Below are 21,246 nucleotides of genomic sequence, written 5' to 3' on the forward strand. Positions count from 1 at the left end.
TCAAGGTCATCATCTGTGCGCTGATGCGCAAGCTCATACACCTGGTCTGGGGAGTACTGAAAAGCGGCCGACCGTTTGAGCCTGAAGTCGTCCTTGCCTAGGCAAGGACAACACGGTATCTACAAAGACAAAGCAAAGCCGAGCGTGGGCTCGGCTCTACAAAGGCAAAGCAAAGCCGAGCGTGGGCTCGGCTCTACAAAGGCAAAGCAAAGCCGAGCGTGGCTCGGCTCTACAGGAGCAAACAGGTCAGGCCGCTTCGCGCAGCACCGCCAACGCGGCCAGCACGGCATCGACCTCAGCTTCCAGCTTGAACAGCTCGCTCTGCAGCTGGTCGCCCTGCTCGGCCTGCTTGATCACGGCGATCAGCTGGCCGGCATCGCGCGGCGAATCGAAGCCTTCGCTCTGGATGAGCAGCGTGCCGTCGCCGGCGGTCAGCTTGAAGTAGAAGCGGCCGTCCCTCTCGCGGTACTGCTTGAACAGCGGCGGTGCCGCACGCGCGACGCGGGCATCCTCGCTGGCGATGTCGCCGGCGCTGGACAAGTCACGCAGGCCCACCGCATGGCGCAGTTCTTCCAGCAGCGGGGCTGCCAGCTGCTCGCGCAGCTGCTGGCCACGGCGCTTGAGCAGCGCTTCGATCTTTTCCGGCTCGGCCATCAGCGCGTTGTAGCGCTCGCGCAGCGGCGACAGCTCGTCGTCGATGCGCTCGAACAGCTGCTGCTTGGCATCGCCCCAGCTGATGCCGGCGGCGAAGGCCTTGGCGAATTCGGCAGTCTGTTCCGGGGTGGCGAAGGCCTGGTACATCTGGAACAGCGCCGAGCCTTCGGTGTCCTTCGGTTCGCCCGGCGCGCGCGAATCGGTCAGGATCGAGAACACCAGCTTTTTCAGCTCCTCGCGCGGCACGAACAGCGGGATGGTGTTGTGGTAGCTCTTGCTCATCTTGCGGCCGTCCAGGCCGGCCAGCGTCGCCACCTGCTCGTCGATGACCACCTCCGGCAGCGGGAAATACTCCTGCCCGTACACGTGGTTGAAACGCTGGGCGAAATCGCGCGCCATCTCGATGTGCTGGATCTGGTCGCGGCCCACCGGCACCTGGTTGGCCTTGAAGATGAGGATGTCGGCAGCCATCAGCACCGGGTACATGAACAGGCCGGCGCTGACGCCTGCGTCTTCGTCCACGCCCTCTTCCCGGTTCTTGTCGACCGCCGCCTTGTAAGCGTGGGCACGGTTGAGAATGCCCTTGCTGGCGATGGCGGTAAGGAACCACATCAGCTCGGTGGTCTCGCGGATGTCGCTCTGGCGGTAGAACCACACATGTTCCGGGTCGAGGCCGCAGGCCAGCCAGCTGGCCGCAATCTCCAGCGTCGCGCGCTGCGTGCGCTGCGGGTCCTGCGATTTGATCAGGCTGTGCAGGTCGGCCAGGAAGAAGAAACTCTCGATGTCCGGTGCGCGGCTGGCCGCGATGGCCGGACGGATGGCGCCAACGTAGTTGCCCAGGTGGGGCGTGCCGGAGGGGGTGATGCCGGTAAGAACTCGGGTCGTCATGACTGCGTGGGGTAACCTTCGATGAACGGGGCCAGTTTACCGTGCCCGCGACCAACCCCGTCAGGGCCTGCGGCGCGTTTGTTCACCCAACCCCGCTGGAGACGCCCGATGAAACGCCTGCTGCCCCTGCTGCTGATCCTGCCCCTGGCCGGCTTCCGCCCGGCCCCGCTGCCGCCGCCGCCCTCCCCGGACGGGCCGGTGCGGATGACCCTGGTCGACCGCGACCGCGGCACCGAACTGCGCAGCTACCCCGCCGACGGCCAGCGCTGGGTGGCCGGCGAGCGCGGCCATCGCTATGCGGTGCGCCTGCACAACGACAGCCCGCGCCGCGTGCTGGTGGTGCTGTCGGTGGACGGCATCAATGCCATTTCCGGCGAAGACGCCAATCCCTCGCAGACCGGCTACGTACTCAACCCCGGCCAGACCACAGACATCACCGGCTGGCGCAAGAGCCGGGACGAGGTGGCCCAGTTCGTGTTCAGCAGCCCCGGCGGCAGCTATGCCAGCCGCACCGGGCGGCCGGACAACGTCGGGGTGATCGGCATCGCGGTGTTCAACGAGATGTACCGCTGGCGCCCGCAGCCCCGCCCGGAACCGCGCCTGCGGCAGTTGCCGCCACCGGCGCCCGCGGCCCCTGTAGCCGAAGCGGCCACTGACAGCAGCGCCAGCCGTGCCGAAGGCTATGCCGCCACGTCGCAGGCCCCGGCACTGGGCACCGGTCATGGCGATCGCGAGACCTCGCAGGTGCGTGATACCGCGTTCGAGCGCGCCAGCCGCAGCCCCGCCCAGGTGCAGGAACTGCGCTACGACAGCGCACGCAACCTGCGCGCACGCGGCGTCGTGCCGGATACGCGCTCGCGCCTGCCGCGCGAACCGCAGGCCTTCCCCAACCGCTACGTGCCCGACCCGCCAGCACGCTGAGGCAGACAGCACGACGCCCGCACCATCACGGTACGGGCGTCGGGCTATGGTGGGCGCGCTGTGGGGGGAGCGCGACGGACTTACTTGAAGTCCGGGTAATCCTTGCGGACGCTGTCGGAGAACTCGCTCACTTCCTTCTCAGCGCGGTCCTTGGCCCAGCCGTAGCGTTCCTGCAGGCGACCTGACAGGTACTCGGCGTTGCCTTCGGCCACATCGAAATCGTCGTTGGTCAGATCGCCCCACTTGGCCTGGGCCTTGCCCTTCAGCTGCGACCACTTGCCGGAAATGATGTCTTTGTTCATTGCTGGAGTCCTCGGTTGCAACGGCGTTCTTACCGTGGCTGCAGCTTGGCGCACTCCGCGTTGAACACCAGTCAACCCGCAATGAAAAGCATGCTCACCTGCTTGAATGATTCACTACCGACGAGCTTGTCTGCGCGGAATGTGAAAAGAAAAAGGCCGGGACAGTGCCCCGGCCTCTTTGATTGGGCACCACCCCGGGCTCAGTTGCCCTTGGCGGCATCCTCAACCGACTGGCCAGCCTTCTGCACATCCTTGCCGGCGCCGGCAACGGTATTGCAGCCAGCCAGCATGGCCACCGAGAACATCGACAACAGCATCAGGGCAACTACACGCTTCATGGGTTTTCTCCTGGGGTTCGCCACTACATGGTTTTCATCGCGCTTGGCCACTCCCACAGTGGAATGGCCTTGCGTGACGTGCAATCTGGCGTCTGCCGCGTGCAGCGAGTGTGAACAGGGGTCGGAACCATTCAGCCCGCGGGCGTGCCGGCCTCAGTCGCGCATCAGCGTGGACTTGCCGAACAGGCTCTCCACCAGGTCCACGGCCAGCTCGGCGGTCGCGTTCTGCGTGTCCAGCAGCGGGTTCAGTTCAACGATGTCCAACGAGCCCATGCGGCCGCTGTCGGCAATCATCTCCATCACCAGCTGCGCCTCGCGGTAGTTCACCCCGCCCGGCACCGTGGTGCCCACGCCCGGGGCGATGCTCGGGTCGAGGAAGTCCACGTCGAAGCTGACGTGCAGGTGCGTGTTCCCGTCGATGCCGGCCAGCGCCGCTTCCACGGCGCGCTTCATGCCGTTCTCGTCGATGTAGCGCATGTCGTAGACATCGACCTTGTGGGTCTTGATCAGGCGCTTCTCGTCCGGGTCCACCGAACGGATGCCGATCTGGTGCATCTGCGCCGGGGTGATGGCCGGGCTGCTGCCGCCCAGCTGGGTCAGCGCGTCCGGGCCGAGGCCGCACAGGCAGGCCACCGGCATGCCGTGGATGTTGCCCGACGGGGTAACATCGCTGGTGTTGAAATCCGAATGCGCATCCAGCCACAGCACGCGCAGGGTCTTGCCCTGTTCGCGGCACCAGCGGGCGACGGCGGTGATCGAACCGATGCCCAGGCAATGGTCGCCGCCCAGCATGATCGGCATGCGCCCGGCCTGCAGTTCAGCGTAGCTGGCGTCCATCAGCGCTCGGTTCCAGGCCACCACCTCGTCCAGGTGGCGGTAACCCTGCACCGGCGAGGTCCACGGGTTGCGCGGGCCATCCAGGTTGCCCAGGTCGCGCACGTCCACGCCGCGCGCCGCCAGCGCCTCCGGCAGGCCGGCCACGCGCAGGGCTTCCGGGCCAAGCCGCGCACCACGATGGCCCGCGCCCACGTCGGTGGGCACGCCGATCAGGGTGACGGAAATGGGGTGGGCCATGGGTGCCTCCTGCAGACGAAAAAGAAGCACAGTCTAGCCAGAGGGATGTGACACCACTCGCGGCGGTGCAGCAGGGAGCCGGATGATCTGCCAACCGAAATGGAATCTGGGGTCAGACAAGCCCACTCTGGGCATGCGAGATCCGGACTCTGTTGACCGAACTAACATGTGAGTCGCGATCGCCTCTTGTTCATTTTCTTTCGCGGCACAACTCTGCATTGGCACTCTGAGTATCGGTGCACCTTTCTTTCATGCAGAACCGGAGAAGCAGTGCTGATGAAGTGCAGGATCAATGGGCTCGTAACGCTGACAATTGCCCTCGCGACGATTGTCCCCAGCGTTGCAATGGCAGCCTCACCGCGCATCACCCATACCGTAGTGTCCGAGGAGTTTTCCAAGCAGAGCGCTGACGCACGGCACGTCCTTGAGTGGGTGACTCAGAATGTCCGCCCTGCATTCGCACCGCTTGGCCATGGCACGGTGCACGTCGAGCACAGTGTCATGTCAGTAGGTCGGGTATCTGCAAGCTCCAATGACTCGATCCCGGGGAAACTGCCTACCGAGGGTGTTCCGGGTGAGATCTATAGAGTGGAAAACATACTCCCCGATGGGTCCGTACAGTCGTGGGAATTTACGTGGATCGCACCGTCGTCCGGTCATGGCGGCGGGTGGAGCGTCACCGGGTATACCTACAAAAAGGGTAGCGATCCCGTAGAACAGCAATAGCATTGCCGCGCCGCCACCATCGGCCACAGGCCCCGGCACACCGTGCCGGGGCGGTCCGGCGCTCAGCGGCGGCGCACCGGGGTCACGCTCTGCACTTCACCGTTGTTGCGCAGCATGCACAGGAACCGTCCATCGGGGTAATCGATGATCAGTTCCTGGTAGTCGCTGCCTACCGGTACCTGGGTCACCAGCGTGCCCTGTGCGCCCTTGCGTGTGTTGCAGGACCCTAGTGCAGTGCCGCCGCTGGGCGCGGAGTACGCAGCGCGCGAAGTATTGCGGAACACCGCGCGGCAGCCGCCATTCACCCACACCGAATGCCGTGACAGGCCCCAGTTCTGGCCCTGCTCGCAGCGGGTGCGGCTGAGCTGGCGGGCGACTTCCACGTTGCCGCGCGTGTCCATCTCGCACGACACCTAGCGCTGGTCGGTAGACTCGCAGGTGACTTCGCGCGGCAGCGCCGCACCTTCATCGTCACTGTCATCATGGTCGCGGCGATCATGTCGCTCGCCTGCCACGGACGCGCCGCCGCCGCTGACCTGGCAGATGCCATTGGCGCCGCCGCGGCCGGTGTAGCTGATCTGCGGCGCGCCGTCGTCACCGGTGGTGATCGACAGGGTCACCCCGCTCTGCGCATCGCGTGCTTCAAAATAGCGGTCGTTGAAGCGCTTCAGCGCCGCCTCCCGCCCCTGCACGTATACCGTCCCGCCCTCGTCGGCGTGGACATCCAGGCCGCCAGGGCAGCTGGCGTTGAAGAACGGCACGGCGGCCATGGCCGGGGCCGCGAAGGCGGAGCACAGCAGTGCAGCGGCAACGGAAACAGCGTGGCGGCGCATGATCGATTCCCGAAGTGGCCCGGACGGGAGGATGGCGACAGTATGCGACCTCACCGGGAGGGCAGATCGTGAGGAGGGTCATGAAGACGGGCACGGCGCTGCCGAACCTGCAGGGCCGGAGCTATCATCCCGACTCACCCACGGATGACCGGTTACCCGCCATGGCCGCACCTGACTTCGAACGTGCCCAGCAGTCGCTGCTGGAACTGCAGCAGCGCATCCACGCTTTCAGCCTGGAGATGGCCGACGAGTACGACCTGGACATCACCGACCCCGCCGGGCCGCTGTGGTCGGCACTGCAGACGCGGCTGACCGTCGCGCCGCTGTACGGCGGCCTGCACGTGGAATTTTTCGGCAACCCCTGGGACGCGCCGTTCGAGTGGACGCTGGCCTGCCTGTCTGATCCTGCCGTAGCCCACGCTGTCATGTCGTTGCGCTTCACCGGCGGCGATGAAGGCGCAAATGGCACCCGCGAATGGGAGTTCACTGCCCTGCTGGACAGCGACGTGCAGTTCCCTCGCCTGCGTTCCCTGGTGATTACCCCCACCGCACCGGAGCACCACAATGCCTCACTGATCCAGCGCGCTGGCTCGATCATGGAAGAGGCTGGCGAAATTGCCCGCTTCGCCAGCCGTGCGCCGTATCTGACCGAACTGATGGTGCCCAACGCGCCCGATGCCAGCTTCTTCGAGGTGCCGCTGCCGCATCTGAACATTCTGCAGATCGGTCCGGGCAGTGACACCCAGTGCTTCATCGAACATATGGCTGCATCGCGCAACCTGCCTGCACTGGGCCTGCTGGATTTCAGCGAGTCCACCGAACTGCAGTTCACCTGGGCCGATGCCCGCGAGGCCGATGCGGTGACGCCGTTCGCCGCCTACGAGCGTCTGTTCGCCAGTGACGCTTTCGCACCGGTGCACAGCTTCCGTCTGCGTAACAGCGCGCTGTCGCCGGCGCAGTTGCAGGCGCTGCAGGCGATTAAGCCGCGTCTGCAGTTCATGGTCATCCAGGCGGGCATGGGTGGCTACGTCAGCCATTTCGAGAAGAACGTGTTCCCGTGGCGACATCTGGTGCCGGGCGATACCGGCCAGCGGTAACGCTCTGCTTGGCACCGCACTGGGGGTTTGCATGGCTTGGCGCGGCTGTTAAGCCAGCTTTGCAGTGCATGCGGGGCTTGGCTTCAAGCGTCGCGATGTAGTTGATTGCGCCAGCGCACCTCGAATTCGCCTGCGCGCATTGTCGTTTTTGCCGCTCCGACAGGCAGAACAGGCCAATCGCGATAATTCATTTTTCCTTTCGGGAACGGCGGATTCATCAGAACAATTGATTGGTGCGTCACGACTTGGCGTGCCCAAGATGAATCGCCATCGATAAAGGATGGCCGGGACTTCCAAGCCCGCCGTGTCAATGATGTTTACGCTTGTCGGCCGGCGTCGCTCCTTCGTGGGCGACGCCGGCTGGCAATCCGTCTGCGGCGTTATGGCGGGCGGTGCGTGGGGGTCCTGTACCCGCCGGCTCATTGACTCGGTCTTGGAAGCCACGCATCGCTCGCCACCTTCGCTGGTGGCGCCTCCGTTCCTGCCGAGGATGCCCGCATGTCCAAATCCCGCCACCCGTATCTGGCCGCCACGCTCGGCGAGGCCATCACCCGCCTGCCGCCCGAACTGGCCCAGCCGCTGGAAGCCGCCTTCGCCGCCGCGAACGAAGCGCCCTCCCCCATCACCCTGCGCAGCTGCCTGCAGCAGATTGCGGCCGGCGATACGGCCGACGGACAGCCATGGCCTGGTCCGGTCCGCACACCCGGCGAGGCCGTCGCCAACGCACGCCGGGATCGCGCCGCCACAGGCTTGGTGTCGCTGCTGGAGCTTTACCACGCCACTGAACGCGTGCGCGTGGATGGCGAGGAGAAAGACGATATCGGCGACGGCTCGCGCGAAGGGTTGATGCTGGCTTGCCGGGGCCTGGCCGAGTACGTGGCGTTGCAGTCGCGGGCGGGGTGAGCCCTGCAACTCAGGCGACGTTCTTTGCCGTCGGCTTGCCTGCTTTGCGGGCAGGTTTGGGTTTCGGTTTGGGCTTGGCTGGCTTGCCGTTGCCATCGATCGGCACAAGGCTCAATCGAAACCCCAGCGACTTGGCCAGCTTGCTCAGATTGCCCATGGTGGGGTTTTCTTGACCACGCAGTATCTTGTACAAGGTCTCGCGGGCGATGCCGGTAGTGCGCGCGAGATCAGCAATGTTGCGCGCTCGTGCCACGACATCCAGCACCGATGCAATGAATGCCGCATCGTCGGGCGCATCGTCGGGCGCCTCCTCGAGCGCGGCCTCAATGAAGTGGACGATGTCCTGGTCGTCGTGCAGGTGTTCAGCCGCGTCCCAGTCATGCAGTTTCAGTGCGTTTTTCATGGCAGCCTGCCTTGTCTGATATCTCATGTTGCGTCTGTAAGCGTCAGGAATCAGAGCCGGCTCGCCAGCATGCGAGCGCGCTCGATGTTCGGGACTGGCTGTCTTTGTCGCCTCTGCACAGGCTACCGTGACGAACCTGCCCCCTGCCTAGTACACCGTCTCGTCGATCAGGGCTAGCCGCCAACCTTCGAGCCGGGTGGCGCCTGGCCCTGTCCAGCGGACCAATGAAGTGCGTCTGTGGTCTGTGCGGCCGGCCCGACTTCTGCGGCAGCGCCCCCAAGCGCCGGTGGACGTCAACTTGCCGACGACGCTAAGTCGGGACGCAGCTCACGACTTAACGAAGGAAAACTGAATTAGAGTCAACTCACTTCAGTTCAGTCAGGACTGAAGGCTGGCCATACATAAAGGAAGATCCATGATTGCTGGATGCAGAGCTATCTCACTTCTCTCGGTCATCCTCGCAGGGGTGTCTCCCGCCTTTGCCGACGACCATTCCACGGATCCCGCAACTCGGCACTATGCGGAAGCGATGAAAATAGGTACGTTTGAAGCGACTCAGCGCATGGAAGCGGAGCGGGCCGCTGGCAAGCTGAGCGCACGACTTCAAGTCGAGAGGCCGGAGACATTTGCCGGCCTTTACATTGAACATACGCCCGAATTCAAGATCGTCGTAAGGTTCACCGGAGATGCCTCAACCCAGCTGTCCGCCTACACCAAAGACCGACTCTACATTGCGGAAGCCGCACCAAGGTCACTCGAAGTTCTGCGCGCCACCCAACAAGAGGTGGCCAGTCAGCTCAACAAGGCAGGCATTGAGTTCGCGATCAGTTTAGATCTAAAGAGCTCGACCGTAGACGTATTCGTGCGTGACCCCGAAACGACCCGAGTCAAAATCGCCAAGCTTCTCGCCGCAGTTGACTTCATCCGGTTGAAGGAGACCGTAGGCTTCATTGAACCAACCAGCTCAGTGGCTGGCGGCCGGCGACTTGAAGGTGATCAACAACAGCTCTGCACTTCAGGATTCAATGTTGTCGAGACAGCAACTCGCGAGCTTGGCCTAGCAACTGCGGGGCACTGTGACGACAACAACTATCAGCGCAGCCCAAGTGCCCGCATCCTTTTCAAGGCTGAGCGCAACAAAGGATCCTATGATGTTCAGTGGGGTGCTCAGCGGCGAGGCGGCGTTCTATTTTCTCAGTCGAACGAGATCATTGTTGCTGGTGAGACATTACCGATCACGGACGAGGCGTCACTCATTGACACCGTTTCAGGAGCATCAGTCTGCAAGTACGGCGTAACGACCGGCCTCACATGCGGGACCATTAAAGAGACAGAGTTTTTAGCTAACTGGAAGGGTGAGGTTGGCACCTTCGTCCAGGTTGTTAGCGCTGATGGATCGCCGATGACCGTGGGCGGAGATAGTGGCGGCCCCGTCTACGCTGGAAGCACTGCTTACGGTCTTGTACATGGCAGAGGAGTCGAGGGGTCTGAATGGGTCAACGACCTGATATTCATGCCCATTGAACGCATGTCCACGCTTGGCGTTACCACCCTGACAAAGCCATTTAAATTGGATAGCATTCCAAATGTATCCGGAACAGGCGCCAGTGTCACCGCAGCGATTAACTTTAGCGGCCACCCCAGGTTCCCTGTCTATATCAACCTCGATGTCCTTACCTGCCCTACTGGGTGGATCTGTAGGGGAGGCCGGGCCAAGGTCGAAAAGAACATCCCGTCCCCAATCAACTTCACGTGGAGCTGCACACCCAGCAAGCCCGGCGAGCCCCAGGTCTCGAAAATTAGAGCTTCCCTAGAGGATGCCTCAGGTCTGGTGACCGAGTCGGTGGAATCGACAATCACCTGCACTACGCCGGCGACCAATCCCACATTGCAGGCGTCCTAAGAAGCAGCGCTGCAATCAAGGAAGGTGCGGCCATTTCCCTGACATGCGGCACAGTTCAGCTTTATGGCCTTCCCACAACTGTATGCCGACAGGTACACGCCGCTTTCCGGGCCGGAAGTCTGAGTGACACGCAGCGCTTGCAAAGGACTGCAAGGCACGCTGATAGGAACCGATCATGGATAGACTCGCCAGCCCTCTTGGGAGGGGGCTGAGCGAGACGCGGCTTGATCGTCAGCCCTACATCTTGATCTAAGCGGAAGGACTACGCTCGCGCGAATTTTGAGGCGTAGAGCTCAGCGAAGTTGCTGAAAAAGAATCACCTCGAATGCGCGCGCGGCGTCGCGCTTGTCACATACCTCCTTCAAGGTCACCTTCGGGTAGACCCCGATGGAGAGCAACTTCTCTTTACCCGCATGGCGGCACTGCATTCGCCAGTAGCGATTCCCATTGAGCATGACCTGCAGGTAGAGCCCTGCTCCTGCCGCAAGCTTGTAGGACTTCTCCTTGCCTTCGCGTTCCTTGCAGCCATATCCGTCAACGACTTATGGGCCATTGGGAGTACATCCTCCTATCTCTCTTGCTTTAATCCCCATGTACCCCCCAATTGCACCCCCAGTCCGTGCGGATGCTCATGGACGGCCGGGGACTATAAAGCACAAAAAAACCCGCTTTTTCAGCGGGTTGATTGTGCACCGTGGACATCCGTGGATGCCAGTGGATCGGAGGATGGTGCCGCTTATCCGAATCGAACGGATGACCTACTGTTTACAAGACAGTTGCTCTACCAACTGAGCTAAAGCGGCATGGCGCCCGCATGCGGCGGGGCGCGGTGAATTCTAGCCCAGTCGCGGTCCAGCATGCGAATCCAGTTGCGACAAGTTCTTCGTAGAGTGCGGCGCCAGGACACGTGATCGGGAAATGCCTGCGGCGTCAAACACTTGACGCAGGCGGCAGTCGAAATCATTTAGCGAACGTTACGGTGAATGAAGACCAATGCGTGCTAGATTTCACACTTCTGCAGTAATTTGCTTGACTTTATTGTTTTGCAGGGATCGCACAGACGGTCCACAGGGGAGATGGCCGTGCAGCGCAGTACGATCCACCAGCTGGTTCGCCCGCAGGGCGAAGCGCCGGCTGCAAGTTCGATGTACGACGTCGCTGCCATCGAGGCAGCGTTCGCGCAGGCGCGTGAGCGCGAAAGCAATTTGAGCCTGTTGATGCTGTCCACCGCCGATGGTCGCGCCATTGCCGAAGCGTCCCGCCTGGATGCTGATGGCCGCCGCATTGCGGCCATGGCCAACTCGTTCCTGACCCTGGGCGAGACCGTTTCCCGCGAGCTGAAACTGAGCGAAGCCGACTACGCCACCATCTGCACGCGCATGGGCAACGTGGTGCTGATCCGCATCGCTGGCGCCCGCCCGATGACGCTGACCGCCGTTGGCCGACCCGAATTGAACCTGGCCGTGCTGCTGTTCCACGCGCGCGAATGCGCGCAGCGGCTGATGCCGCTGCTGGACACCCGCACGGACTGACCCCCCGTTGTTCGACCTCGTCTGCGCAGGTCCTCCTGCGCCGTTTCCGTGTGCTTCTCCCTGGAACTCAAAAGGATTTTTCGTGCCCAACTTCACTTTGGAAAAACTCAACGGCATCGCCGGTTTCGTCGGCGCTGCGCTGGTCGACAGCGATAGCGGCATGGCCTTGGCCATGCTCGGCGGCGGCAACATCAACCTGGAACTGGCGGCCGCCGGCAACACTGAAGTGGTCCGCGCCAAGCGCCGCGTGGCCGAGTCGCTGGGCCTGTCGGACAGCATCGAAGACGTGCTGATCACCCTGTCCAGCCAGTACCACCTTATCCGTCCGCTGGAAAGCAATCCGCTGCTGTTCCTGTACGTGGTGCTGGACCGTAGCAAATCCAACCTGGCCATGGCCCGCCATGAACTGAAGTCGGTCGAGAAGTCCCTCGACTTCAGCTGATTGGCATCCCTCGGGGGCACTGCCTGGCAGTGCCTCCGCCCCGCGCCCCTTCCGATGAATACTCCGATCCGCTCGTTCCAGGTAGCTGCTGCCGGCCTGGACCTGCTGCACCATACCCGCCTGAAGCTGGCCTGTTCGCTGCTGCTCTCCGAACGCATTGACGTGACCGTACGCCCATGGGACGGCACCCCGTCCGATCTGCTGGTCGTGCATGTGGAACATCCCGACAGCCGTGGCGTGCTGGCCGATGCGCATGCGGCCGGTACGGTTACGCTGCGCGTGTCGCGGCGTGCAACCCAAGCGCTGGATGGGCTGCTGCCGCACGGCGCGACTGTGCGCGACATCAATCAACAGCTTCGCCACCTGCTGGCGTCGATACCGGCCACGCCGGTGCATGAGACCCGCAGCGACGTCACTGTCATGCCGCTGCTGTTGCAGTTGGCCGACGCCGCGGGCCCGGCGCAGCTGCACCTGCTGCAGCGTGGCGCCATGTGGCTGCTGCTGGACACCCACACGCGCAGCATCGCGCTGCCGGCACAGGCCACGCTGGCCGAGGTCTGCGCACAGTTGGATGCCACTTCCTGGTCGGCCCAGGTGATGGATCCCGCGGATTTCCAGCACCAGTACGCCTACCGGCTGCCACAGCGTCAGTCGCTGGAAGCGCTGTACTTCGCGCTGGCCCAGCACCGCCCGGAACTGCTGCCGGCCGCGCCAGCGTCGCTGCAGCTCCGCCACTGGCCGGATCTTGCCGCCGGCGAAGTGCCCAGCGCCTGGTTGCCGGCCATCGCGCGGCTGCACGCGGGTCCGTGCAGTCTGGACACGCTGGCACAGCATTGCCATCTTCCCCGTGCCACCATGGCATCCCTTTTCTCGGCCGCGTCCGCCTGCGGGTTGGCGTCATCCCCGGAGTCCGTCTTGCCGACTGTCAGCCAAAGCGCCTTGAGCGCAGGCCGCGCCGTACCTGGCGATACCCCCTTCCTGCTGCGCTTGGCGCGTCGTTTCGGGCTGGCGCTGTCGCGAGGGCAGGCCGCATGAACCTGCCTGCCAACAAGCTGGTGTTCGTAGGCGTGATGGGTGCGGGCAAGACCACCGCCGTGCGCGCGATTTCCGACGTGGAGCCGGTCAGCACCGAGATGCCGTTGAGCGAGCACGCGACGCCCGACAAGACCGAAACCACGGTCGCCATGGATTACAGCTCCATTGCGCTGGATGACGGCGAACTGCTGCATGTATATGGCGTGCCCGGCCAGCGCTACCTGGATTTCATGTGGCCACTGGTGACCGATGGGGCGCTGGGCGTGGTGGTGCTGGTCAGCGCCGGCACGCCGGACCCGGTGCACAGCACGCTGGAACTGCTGAAGGATTTTTCCCGGCTGGCACCGCAGGCCAGCCTGGCCGTTGGCGTCACCCGCACCGATGACCATCCTGGCTTCCTGCTACCGGAATTCCGCGACGCGCTGTTCGCCGCCGGCATGCACCTGCCGGTGCTGCGCGTGGATGCCCGCTCGACCATCCAAGTGACCTTCCTGGTGAAGTCGCTGCTGTCCTATCGACTCGCCCAGCAGCGCCAGGCCGGTTAGCGCAGTCGCGTGCATTCCAGCGACCGCTGCTGTGCGGCACCGCTGCGCTGCTGCGCCTGCGCCGGTTCGCTGCCAGCGGCCAGCTGCCCTTCCAGCCACCACTGCCCGGCATCACCGCTGGCCACCAGGCGCGGCTGGAAACCGGCCGCCTGCACGGCCGCGATGCGGCGCTCGGCGCCTTCGCGGTTGCGGTACTGGCCCAAGGCAATGGCATTGCTCTCTTCGCCTTGGCTGATGATGTAGTAATCATTGAGGCCGGCGGCGACGATGCGCTTGACCGTGGCCTGGGCGTCTTCGCGGCTGGCGGCGGCCGGCAGCAGCACGCGGTAGCGGGTGCTGCCGCTGGCGGCGGGCTGTTCGCGCAGGCGCGCGGCGGCCAGCAGCTTGCCAGCACGGCCCTGTGCGGCCACGGCCGCGGCACGGTCGGCGAACGGCCCGAGGGCGACACAGCGCGGCGGCGCAGCAGGCTTTTCCACGGCGGCCGTCTCGACCACGGGCTTCTGCACAACGGGCTCTGCCGGCTTGGCGGCCACGGCAAGCGCGGCCTCCGCAGACGGGGCGGCGTCGGCGGGCGGCGTGGTTGCCGGTGCCTCGGTGGCGACCACGGCAGCACTGGGCGCGGCCTCGCGCTCCTGCAGTGCTTCGGTCGGCGCGGCGGTGGCGGCGGTCTGCGCCACGGCAGCGGCATCGGTGCCGCCCGGCAGCCAGCGCAGCTCGGCCACGCCAGTGGCGGGCTGGGGCGGCGTGGCCGGCGAGGGTTCACTGCGCAGCAGCCACCAGCTGGCGACGCCTACGTTGAGGATGGCCAGGACGACGATCAGGGCACGGGTCAGCATGCTGCCGATACTAGCCTGCGGGCTGGTGCACCGCCCAGCGGGCGAGGCCGTCCAGCACCAGCGACGGGTGGTACTCGGCGCCGTCCAGCAACGGCATCAGCGCCGGTGCGCCGCCGCCATGTACCAGCAGCGCGGGGGCCACGCCCAGCAGTGCCTGCGCCTGGCGCGCACTGCGTTCGACCAGGGCCACGGCGGCGCCATCACAGCCAGATGCCAGCGCGTCGGCGGTGTCGTTGGCGAATTCGCTGTAGTCGCCGCCACTGGCCGGCAGCTGCACCGCACGCGCGTGCAACGCCTCACGCATGGTGGTGGGCGAGGCGGAAATACGGCCGCCGTGATGCTGGCCGTCGGCATCGAGCAGATCGATGGTCAGCGCGGTACCCACGCCTACCACCAGCACCGGGCGCCGCGCGGTCGCGGCGGCCAGCAGTGCGAGGAAACGATCGACGCCGAATTTTTCCGGCTTGGCGTAGGCAATGCGCACGCCTGCGCATTCGGCACTGGTGCGCACCACGCGCACATCGCCGAAGCGGGACTGCAGCTGCTGCAGCATGGCGGTGGTCAGCGACGGTGCGGCCACGCTGGCCACGAAGGCGGTACCGCCGGTGGGCAGGCTGTGCGGCGGCTGCGCGGCCATGCCCTCGGCACCATGCGCCCAGGCCTGCACATCACCGGCACGGTCACCCTGCAACGGCGCGAACTTGAAGCGCGAATTGCCGAGGTCGAACAACCAATCGCTCATGCCTTCCTCACGCTCACTTCGCCGGCATGCAGCAGGCGCTCGTGGCCATCGATGCGTACGCGCAGGGCGCCGTCATCGGCCAGGCCCAGCGCGGTGCCGTGCTGCCATTGGCCTTCCAGCTCCAAGCGCACCTCGCGGCCGGCCAGCATGTCGAAGGCGGCATAGCGCGGCAGGAACGGGGCCAGGCCCTCGCGGTCGAACGCGTCCAGCGCCGGCAGCAGGCGCGCCAGCACGGCGGCCACCACCACGTTGCGATCAACATGGCTGCCGGCCAGGGTGGCTAGGTCCACCCAGGGCTGGGTGATCTGCTCGGCGAAGGCCGACGGCATGTGCACGTTGATGCCGATGCCGATGACCGCGCGTGCCGGGCCAGCATATTCGCCGCCGCCCTCGGCCAGCAGGCCGACCAGCTTGCGACCGTCCACCAGCACGTCGTTGGGCCACTTCAGCTGCGCCTGGGTGTAGCCGAGGTCGTGCAGGGCCTCGGCCACGGCGACGCCGGCCACCAGGCTGAGGCCGGCCAGGCGGCCCAGGCCACCGGAGAACAGGCGCAACACCGACAGGTAGACGTGGGCGGCCAGCGGCGAGGCCCAGCTGCGGCCACGACGACCGCGACCGCCGGTCTGGCGCTCGGCCAGCAGGACGCAAACGCCGCGCTGCGGCGCGCTGCACCGCAACAATTCGGCATTGGTGGAATCCACCGTCCAGGCCACCTGCAGGTCATGCAGCAGCGCCACGGCGTCGTCGGGCAGGTGCGCGCGGATGGCCGCCGGATCCAGCAGCTCCAGCGGCTGGCTCAAGCCGTAGCCCTCGCCTGCACGGCCTTCGATGTCCACACCGGCAGCTCTAAGTCCTTGAATACGCTTCCAGATTGCCGCCCGGGTCTGGCCCAGCTCACGGGCCAGGCCGTCGCCGGACAGGCGACCGGCAGCGAGTTTGGCCAGCAATTGGCGATCGTCCACGGCAGTTTCCACAAGGTCAGAACGGAATTATGCGGGAAAGCCGCCAGCGGCGCCTGCGGGGTGCCGGCGGCGGGGCTTCCAATCCAGGGCCGGGTTCGGGCTAGAATCGGGAACTCACCCTCCCTTAACCTGGATGTCGTCAATGCGCCACTATGCCCATTGCCTGATCCTGCTGGCGATGCCCTTCGCGGCCTCGGCAACAGCATCGCTGGACGACAGCCGTGGGGCGTGCGTGTACTCCACCCCGGATGCCGCTTCGCAGCGTGCGTCCACCCCCACCGCTTCGGCCACTGCGGCCAAGCCGGCACCGGTGCGCCCGGCGGCGAGCAGCGCGGCCAGCAGTGGCGGCGGCGGCAGCGATGACGATGTGCTGCAGCGCATCCGCGCGCCGAAGTGGCACAGCTACCTGCCGGGTATGTTCCGCTGATCAAGTCGTTGCTGCAGTGGCTGCGGCCTGCGCCGCGGCCGATTGAAGAGGCGGTGTGGAATGAAGCCTGCGGCCGCGCCGCCTGGCTGCGGGGACTGGACGATGCACGCCGTGCGCGCCTGCGCGTGCTGGCCACCCGCTTCCTGCATGAGAAGACCATCACCCCGATCGGCGACCTGCAACTGCAGGTGACCGACGGCGTGCTGCTGGCCGCGCTGTGCTGCCTGCCGCTGCTGGAATTCGGCGAGGTCGGGCTGGAAGGCTGGTCGCAGCTGATCGTCTACCCCGATGCCTTCCGCGTGCACCGCAGCCACATGGATGCCGCCGGCGTGCTGCACGAATGGGAGGACGAGCTGATTGGCGAGTCGTGGGACAGCGGGCCGTTGATCCTGTCGTGGGCCGAAGTGCAGGCTGACCTGGCCGCGCCGCACGAGGGCTACTGCGTGGCCGTGCACGAGATGGTGCACAAGCTGGATGCACTGGATGGCGCGATGGACGGCACACCGCCGTTGCCGCGTGCGTGGCAGCGCGAATGGGCGGCCGCCTTCCAGCAGTCCTACGATGCGTTCTGTGCGCAAGTGGATGCCGGCGTGGAAACGCTGATCGACCCGTATGCGGCCGAGGCACCGGAAGAGTTCTTCGCGGTGGCCAGCGAGTACCACTTCTCCGCGCCGGATCTGCTGGCGCAGGCGCTGCCGGACGTGGCCGCGCACCTGCGGCGGTTCTATGGCGAGCCGCCGGCTGAAAGCAGTCGAGCATGGCTCGACTCTACAGAGCAGCGGTAGCGCCGGGCCATGCCCGGCGGATCGACGTGCAGTCGAGCAAGCTCGACTCTACGGCCCCGGCGGCAACCGCACTTCAAAGCGGGCGCCCCCCAGTTCGCTGGAGCGGGCCACCAGCAGTTCGCCGCGGTAATCCTTGATCAGGTCCTGCACGATCGACAGGCCGATGCCGTGGCCCTGCACGCGTTCGTCGCCGCGCACGCCACGCTGCAGCACCTTGCCGATGTCTTCCGGGGCGATGCCCGGGCCATCGTCGTCCACCGCCAGCAGCAGGCCGGCGCGGCGCGCGTTCGGTGCCGGCAGCGGCTGCGCGGTCAGCAGCACGCGGCGCTTGGCCCACTTGAAGGCGTTCTCCAGCAGGTTGCCCAGCAGTTCCTGCAGGTCGCCCGGTTCGCCATGGAAACGCGCGGCCGGGTCGATGTCGAATTCGCAGAACACGCCCTTCGACGCGTAGACCTTCTCCAGGCCACGCACGATTTCCTCGGCGTTGGATTCCACGGGCAGCGGCGCTGAGAACAGCTTGTGGCCCGACGAAGCGGCGCGCGCCAGCTGGTAGGACACCAGGTTGTTCATGCGCTGCAGCTGTACGTCCAGTTCCTCGCGCAGGGCGCCATCACCGGCACCGCTGTCCATCTGCGTGCGCAGCACGGCGATCGGCGTTTTCAGGCTGTGCGCCAGGTCGGCCAGGGTGTTGCGCTGGCGCTCGAGGTTCTCGCGCTCGCTCTCGATGAAGGCATTGATGCTGTCCGTCAGCGGCTCCAGCTCGCGCGGGTGGCGCTCGCTCATGCGCTCGGTCTCGCCGCGCTGCACCTTGGTCAGCTCGGTGATGACCCGACGCAACGGGCGCAGGCTCCACTGCAGGATGACCGTCTGCAGCAACAGCAGGATCAAGCCGATGCCGCCCAGATAGAACCAGACCCGGCTGCGGAACACGCGCAGCTGCGCGCCCAGCGCGCGCGAGTCTTCCATCACGTAGATGGTGTACGGGAATTCGGTGGCGGGGTCGGCGTCGGCATCCCACACCAGGCCCAGGCCGTAGCGGTACACCGAGCCCTGGCTGCCGTCGATCTGGATCATCGGCAGCGGGCCTTCGAACACTTCCTGGCGCGGAGCCAGCAGGCCGCCGCCCACAGTGGGCAGCATGGGGCCTTCGGCGGACATCGAATTGCCCTTGCCGTCCGGCATCACCACCTGCAGGTACAGGCCACTGCCTGGCACGTCGAAGCGCGGATCCGGCGGCTGCTCGCGGATGTACAGCGAGCGGTCGCGGGTGAAGTCGATGCCGGCCGCGTAGGCCGTGGCGTAGTTCTTCAGGCGCTCACGCAGGTTAGCCTTCGCCGTGTCGGCGAAGGCGGCATCGAGCGCGTAACCGGCCAGAGCCAGGAACGCGACCAGGCCCACGGACGCGGCGAACAGCTGGCGCGCCTGCAGTGAGCGCGGCCGCCAGCGTCGAAAGAACCACAGACGGCCGGACATCGTTTATCGCCTTGTGGAAGGCTCAGCCCTCGTTGCGCGGGATCGCGAAACGGTAGCCGCGGCCACGCACGGTCTCGATCGGCTTCAGTTCGCCGTCCGGGTCCAGCTTCTTGCGCAGGCGGCCGATGAAGACTTCCAGCACGTTCGAGTCGCGGTCGAAATCCTGCTGGTAGATGTGCTCGGTGAGGTCGGCCTTGGAGACAAGTTCACCGGCATGCATCATCAGGTATTCCAGCACCTTGTACTCGTAGCTGGTCAGGTCGACATTGCTGCCGGTGACGCTGACCGTCTGTGCTGCCAGGTCCAGGGCAACCGGACCGCATTCCAGGGTCGGCTTGCTCCAGCCGGCGGCGCGGCGCAGCAGCGCGTTGACGCGGGCCAGCAGCTCTTCAACATGGAACGGCTTGACCAGGTAATCGTCGGCGCCCTGCTTGAGGCCTTCGACCTTGTCCTGCCAGCTCGAACGCGCGGTCAGGATCAGCACCGGGAACTTCTTGCCCTCGTCGCGCAGGGCCTTGATCAGCTCCATGCCCGACATCTTGGGCAGGCCCAGGTCGATGATGCCGACGTCGAACGGCACTTCGCGGCCCATATACAGGCCTTCCTCGCCGTCCTGTGCGGCATCGACGGCAAAACCTTCGCGCTTGAGCCGGGCTGCCAGGGTCTCACGCAGCGGGGCTTCGTCTTCGACCAGAAGGATACGCATGAACTCTCCCTAGTGTCCTGGGTGTGGCCCGGAGGCCTGTGGGTACGGTGTATTACGGCAACTATCCCTGTTCAGGGGTTATCGCCGCGTAGTGATGACATATCCGACCGCGGCGTGCGCGGCTGTGAACGTGCCGGGGCGGGGTCGTCCATGTAGCGGACCCGGCCCCGGTCATCCATGTACTTGACCCGGTTGATGTCCCGGCCATCGAACGGCACGCGCTCGGCGCCGAGGATATGGCCACCGGTGGAGCGCTGCACCCGGCGCACGGCATCGGACAGCGAACGGTCGTCGCCACGGCCACCACGCTCCATCATGTCTGCGCGCATCGCCGCACGCGGCTCGCCGCCGCCACCGCGCGGTGGCTGCTGGGCCATCGCTGCAGCGAGGGGGGCAGCTGCCAGGACCACGCAGGTGGCCAGAGCAATGCGGCGGTGGAAGGGAGCGGAAGACATCGATGCGATCCTAGCCGAGCACGGCGATTCGTTCAAAAGTCGTAAATCCGGAGCGCCGGATACGGAACCCGGCCTTTACATTTCCTTTGCAAATGATTGGTTTGGCGCGGTGAATCCGATCTGAACTTTTCCGGGCGCCCTCCGGCGTCGTTCATCTAAGTGAACATTCGTAACGAATCCACGGGCCTTGTCAAGCCAGGAATGTGACTGAAATCACGCTGCGGCGCGATCGGCCTCACGCTCGGTGACCGCCAGCGCCTGCTCGATCAGCGCCCAGTCGGCGCCGGGGCGGTGTGCGCCCTCGCTCAGCACCTGGCGGAACGCGCGACCGCCCGGCTGGCCGTGGAACAGGCCCAGCAGGTGGCGTGTGATGTGCTTCAGTGCCAGGCCCTCGCCCAGGCGGGCCTCGATGTAGGGGCGCATCGCGCGCAGCCGCTCGCCACGCGGGCGCAGCGCGGCGCCGGTGTGCAGCGCCTCCAGCTGATGCAGCAGGTAGGGGTCGTGGTAGGCCGCGCGGCCCAGCATCACGCCGTCCACGTGCGCGGCCTGGGCCTGCACCGCCTCCACCGTGGCCAGGCCACCGTTGATGACCACCGGCAGCGCCGGGCGCTCCTGCTTGAGGCGGTAGGCCCAGTCGTACTTCAGCGGCGGAACTTCGCGGTTTTCCTTCGGCGACAGGCCCTTCAGCCAGGCGTTGCGCGCGTGGACCACGACCATGGCGGCACCGGCGGCGACCTGACGGTCGACGAAGCCGGCGAACACGTCGTACTTGTTGTCCTCGTCCACCCCCAGGCGGCACTTCACCGTCACCGGGATATCCACCGCCGCGACCATCGCCGCCACGCACTCGGCCACCAGCGCCGGTTCGCGCATCAGGCAGGCACCGAAACGCCCGGCCTGAACGCGGTCGGACGGGCAGCCACAGTTGAGGTTGACCTCGTCGTAGCCCCAGTCGGCGGCGATGCGCGCGGCCTGCGCCAGCAGGGCCGGATCGCTGCCGCCCAGCTGCAGGGCCAGCGGCTGTTCGCTGCCGTCGAAGCCGAGCAGGCGCTCGCGGTCACCGTGGATGACGGCGTTGGCGTGCACCATCTCGGTGTACAGCCGGGCACCCGGCGCCAGCACGCGGTGGAACACGCGGCAGTGGCGGTCCGTCCAATCCATCATGGGGGCAACGGACAGACGCAGGGAATCGGCGTAACGGGCGGTGGCGGACGTCATTGGGGTATTGATCGTGGGACTGGCATTGCCAGTGAGATCAATAGTT

Annotated in this window: 25 protein-coding genes, 1 tRNA gene and 1 pseudogene; 10 read left to right on the plus strand and 17 right to left on the minus strand. The window is 65.5% G+C overall.

What is annotated here, in order from left to right; all coding sequences use genetic code 11:
• Nucleotides 1-246: 246 nt before the first annotated feature.
• Nucleotides 247-1,542, minus strand: a complete 1,296-nt coding sequence (locus FJU31_RS15795; RefSeq protein WP_150455580.1) for a tryptophan--tRNA ligase — start codon at nucleotides 1,540-1,542, stop codon at nucleotides 247-249.
• A gap of 108 nt (nucleotides 1,543-1,650) precedes the next feature.
• On the opposite strand from FJU31_RS15795, the gene FJU31_RS15800 reads away from it, so the two are divergent.
• A complete protein-coding gene (locus FJU31_RS15800) occupies nucleotides 1,651-2,463 on the plus strand; it encodes a hypothetical protein (RefSeq protein ID WP_150455581.1) in 813 nt (270 codons plus the stop codon).
• A gap of 80 nt (nucleotides 2,464-2,543) precedes the next feature.
• On the opposite strand, the gene FJU31_RS15805 is transcribed toward FJU31_RS15800, so the two are convergent.
• From FJU31_RS15805 to FJU31_RS19510, 5 genes are all read right to left on the minus strand, one after another.
• On the minus strand, nucleotides 2,544-2,765 hold the full coding sequence (locus FJU31_RS15805; protein ID WP_116863167.1) for a CsbD family protein: 222 nt from the start codon (nucleotides 2,763-2,765) through the stop codon (nucleotides 2,544-2,546).
• A gap of 200 nt (nucleotides 2,766-2,965) precedes the next feature.
• Nucleotides 2,966-3,103, minus strand: coding sequence for an entericidin A/B family lipoprotein (locus tag FJU31_RS15810; RefSeq protein WP_079224917.1), 138 nt, complete (start codon nucleotides 3,101-3,103; stop codon nucleotides 2,966-2,968).
• A gap of 153 nt (nucleotides 3,104-3,256) precedes the next feature.
• Entirely contained in the window at nucleotides 3,257-4,177 is a 921-nt protein-coding gene (gene rocF / locus FJU31_RS15815) for an arginase (protein WP_150455582.1), read from the minus strand.
• Between the two features lie 788 nt (nucleotides 4,178-4,965).
• Nucleotides 4,966-5,304: a DUF3011 domain-containing protein gene (locus FJU31_RS19505; protein WP_246161381.1), complete on the minus strand. Its 339-nt coding sequence runs from the start codon at nucleotides 5,302-5,304 to the stop codon at nucleotides 4,966-4,968.
• A gap of 12 nt (nucleotides 5,305-5,316) precedes the next feature.
• Entirely contained in the window at nucleotides 5,317-5,736 is a 420-nt protein-coding gene (locus FJU31_RS19510) for a hypothetical protein (RefSeq protein WP_246161384.1), read from the minus strand.
• Between the two features lie 161 nt (nucleotides 5,737-5,897).
• On the opposite strand from FJU31_RS19510, the gene FJU31_RS15830 reads away from it, so the two are divergent.
• Nucleotides 5,898-6,833, plus strand: coding sequence for a hypothetical protein (locus tag FJU31_RS15830; protein ID WP_150455584.1), 936 nt, complete (start codon nucleotides 5,898-5,900; stop codon nucleotides 6,831-6,833).
• An 83-nt stretch (nucleotides 6,834-6,916) separates the two neighbouring features.
• Here FJU31_RS15830 and FJU31_RS19570 read toward each other — a convergent pair whose 3' ends face one another.
• Complete coding sequence (locus tag FJU31_RS19570) at nucleotides 6,917-7,051, minus strand: hypothetical protein (protein ID WP_281290838.1); 135 nt, start codon at nucleotides 7,049-7,051, stop codon at nucleotides 6,917-6,919.
• 280 nt (nucleotides 7,052-7,331) lie between these two features.
• Here FJU31_RS19570 and FJU31_RS15835 point away from each other — a divergent pair, with 280 nt between their 5' ends.
• Nucleotides 7,332-7,736: a hypothetical protein gene (locus tag FJU31_RS15835; protein WP_150455585.1), complete on the plus strand. Its 405-nt coding sequence runs from the start codon at nucleotides 7,332-7,334 to the stop codon at nucleotides 7,734-7,736.
• Between the two features lie 10 nt (nucleotides 7,737-7,746).
• Here the strand turns inward: FJU31_RS15835 and FJU31_RS15840 are convergent, their stop codons facing one another.
• Entirely contained in the window at nucleotides 7,747-8,139 is a 393-nt protein-coding gene (locus tag FJU31_RS15840; RefSeq protein ID WP_150455586.1) for an addiction module antidote protein, read from the minus strand.
• A gap of 415 nt (nucleotides 8,140-8,554) precedes the next feature.
• On the opposite strand from FJU31_RS15840, the gene FJU31_RS15845 reads away from it, so the two are divergent.
• A complete protein-coding gene (locus tag FJU31_RS15845) occupies nucleotides 8,555-10,042 on the plus strand; it encodes a S1 family peptidase (RefSeq protein WP_150455587.1) in 1,488 nt (495 codons plus the stop codon).
• 293 nt (nucleotides 10,043-10,335) lie between these two features.
• On the opposite strand, the pseudogene FJU31_RS19660 reads toward FJU31_RS15845, so the two are convergent.
• Nucleotides 10,336-10,536 (minus strand): annotated as a pseudogene (locus tag FJU31_RS19660) (Arm DNA-binding domain-containing protein); the annotation flags it as partial.
• Nucleotides 10,537-10,769: 233 nt separating this feature from the next.
• Nucleotides 10,770-10,845 (minus strand) — tRNA-Thr (locus FJU31_RS15855).
• Nucleotides 10,846-11,124: 279 nt separating this feature from the next.
• Here FJU31_RS15855 and FJU31_RS15860 point away from each other — a divergent pair.
• From FJU31_RS15860 to FJU31_RS15875, 4 genes are all read left to right on the plus strand, one after another.
• Nucleotides 11,125-11,574: a roadblock/LC7 domain-containing protein gene (locus FJU31_RS15860; protein ID WP_150455589.1), complete on the plus strand. Its 450-nt coding sequence runs from the start codon at nucleotides 11,125-11,127 to the stop codon at nucleotides 11,572-11,574.
• Nucleotides 11,575-11,656: 82 nt separating this feature from the next.
• Nucleotides 11,657-12,016, plus strand: a complete 360-nt coding sequence (locus tag FJU31_RS15865) for a roadblock/LC7 domain-containing protein (protein WP_150455590.1) — start codon at nucleotides 11,657-11,659, stop codon at nucleotides 12,014-12,016.
• Nucleotides 12,017-12,070: 54 nt separating this feature from the next.
• Nucleotides 12,071-13,051, plus strand: coding sequence for a hypothetical protein (locus tag FJU31_RS15870; RefSeq protein WP_150455591.1), 981 nt, complete (start codon nucleotides 12,071-12,073; stop codon nucleotides 13,049-13,051).
• Nucleotides 13,048-13,596, plus strand: a complete 549-nt coding sequence (locus FJU31_RS15875; RefSeq protein ID WP_150455592.1) for a GTP-binding protein — start codon at nucleotides 13,048-13,050, stop codon at nucleotides 13,594-13,596. Before FJU31_RS15870 ends, FJU31_RS15875 begins: the two co-directional genes overlap by 4 nt.
• Here FJU31_RS15875 and FJU31_RS15880 read toward each other — a convergent pair.
• Genes FJU31_RS15880 through birA form a run of 3 tightly spaced genes read right to left on the minus strand, consistent with a single transcriptional unit; the run spans nucleotide 13,593 to nucleotide 16,136 of the window.
• Nucleotides 13,593-14,432 (minus strand): SPOR domain-containing protein, encoded by an 840-nt coding sequence (locus tag FJU31_RS15880; RefSeq protein ID WP_150455593.1) that lies wholly within the window; start codon nucleotides 14,430-14,432, stop codon nucleotides 13,593-13,595. The two genes, FJU31_RS15875 and FJU31_RS15880, sit on opposite strands and share 4 nt — an antisense overlap.
• 10 nt (nucleotides 14,433-14,442) lie before the next feature.
• Entirely contained in the window at nucleotides 14,443-15,174 is a 732-nt protein-coding gene (locus tag FJU31_RS15885; RefSeq protein ID WP_150455594.1) for a type III pantothenate kinase, read from the minus strand.
• A complete protein-coding gene (birA, locus tag FJU31_RS15890) occupies nucleotides 15,171-16,136 on the minus strand; it encodes a bifunctional biotin--[acetyl-CoA-carboxylase] ligase/biotin operon repressor BirA (RefSeq protein ID WP_150455595.1) in 966 nt (321 codons plus the stop codon). The genes FJU31_RS15885 and birA overlap by 4 nt, the downstream gene beginning before the upstream one ends.
• A 142-nt stretch (nucleotides 16,137-16,278) precedes the next feature.
• Between birA and FJU31_RS15895 the strand changes: the two genes are divergently transcribed.
• Both FJU31_RS15895 and FJU31_RS15900 read left to right on the plus strand, forming a co-directional pair.
• Nucleotides 16,279-16,563 carry a hypothetical protein gene (locus FJU31_RS15895; protein ID WP_150455596.1) on the plus strand — a complete coding sequence of 95 codons (285 nt, stop codon included), beginning with the start codon at nucleotides 16,279-16,281 and terminating at the stop codon, nucleotides 16,561-16,563.
• On the plus strand, nucleotides 16,530-17,348 hold the full coding sequence (locus FJU31_RS15900; RefSeq protein WP_188115513.1) for a M90 family metallopeptidase: 819 nt from the start codon (nucleotides 16,530-16,532) through the stop codon (nucleotides 17,346-17,348). The genes FJU31_RS15895 and FJU31_RS15900 overlap by 34 nt, the downstream gene beginning before the upstream one ends.
• Before the next feature lie 48 nt (nucleotides 17,349-17,396).
• Here the strand turns inward: FJU31_RS15900 and FJU31_RS15905 are convergent, their stop codons facing one another.
• The 4 genes from FJU31_RS15905 to dusA all read right to left on the minus strand — a co-directional run bounded on the left by FJU31_RS15905 (nucleotide 17,397) and on the right by dusA (nucleotide 21,200).
• Nucleotides 17,397-18,821, minus strand: a complete 1,425-nt coding sequence (locus FJU31_RS15905; protein WP_150455597.1) for an ATP-binding protein — start codon at nucleotides 18,819-18,821, stop codon at nucleotides 17,397-17,399.
• Between the two features lie 22 nt (nucleotides 18,822-18,843).
• The gene (locus FJU31_RS15910; protein WP_079224892.1) at nucleotides 18,844-19,527 is read right to left on the minus strand and encodes a response regulator transcription factor; all 684 of its coding nucleotides are present in this window, start codon (nucleotides 19,525-19,527) and stop codon (nucleotides 18,844-18,846) included.
• Nucleotides 19,528-19,598: 71 nt separating this feature from the next.
• Nucleotides 19,599-19,982, minus strand: a complete 384-nt coding sequence (locus FJU31_RS15915; protein ID WP_150455598.1) for a hypothetical protein — start codon at nucleotides 19,980-19,982, stop codon at nucleotides 19,599-19,601.
• Nucleotides 19,983-20,195: 213 nt separating this feature from the next.
• Nucleotides 20,196-21,200 carry a tRNA dihydrouridine(20/20a) synthase DusA gene (gene dusA / locus FJU31_RS15920; protein ID WP_150455599.1) on the minus strand — a complete coding sequence of 335 codons (1,005 nt, stop codon included), beginning with the start codon at nucleotides 21,198-21,200 and terminating at the stop codon, nucleotides 20,196-20,198.
• Nucleotides 21,201-21,246: the final 46 nt, after the last annotated feature.

Source organism: Stenotrophomonas cyclobalanopsidis, from assembly GCF_008710035.1.
In the GTDB taxonomy this organism is placed as follows: Bacteria; Pseudomonadota; Gammaproteobacteria; order Xanthomonadales; family Xanthomonadaceae; genus Stenotrophomonas; species Stenotrophomonas cyclobalanopsidis.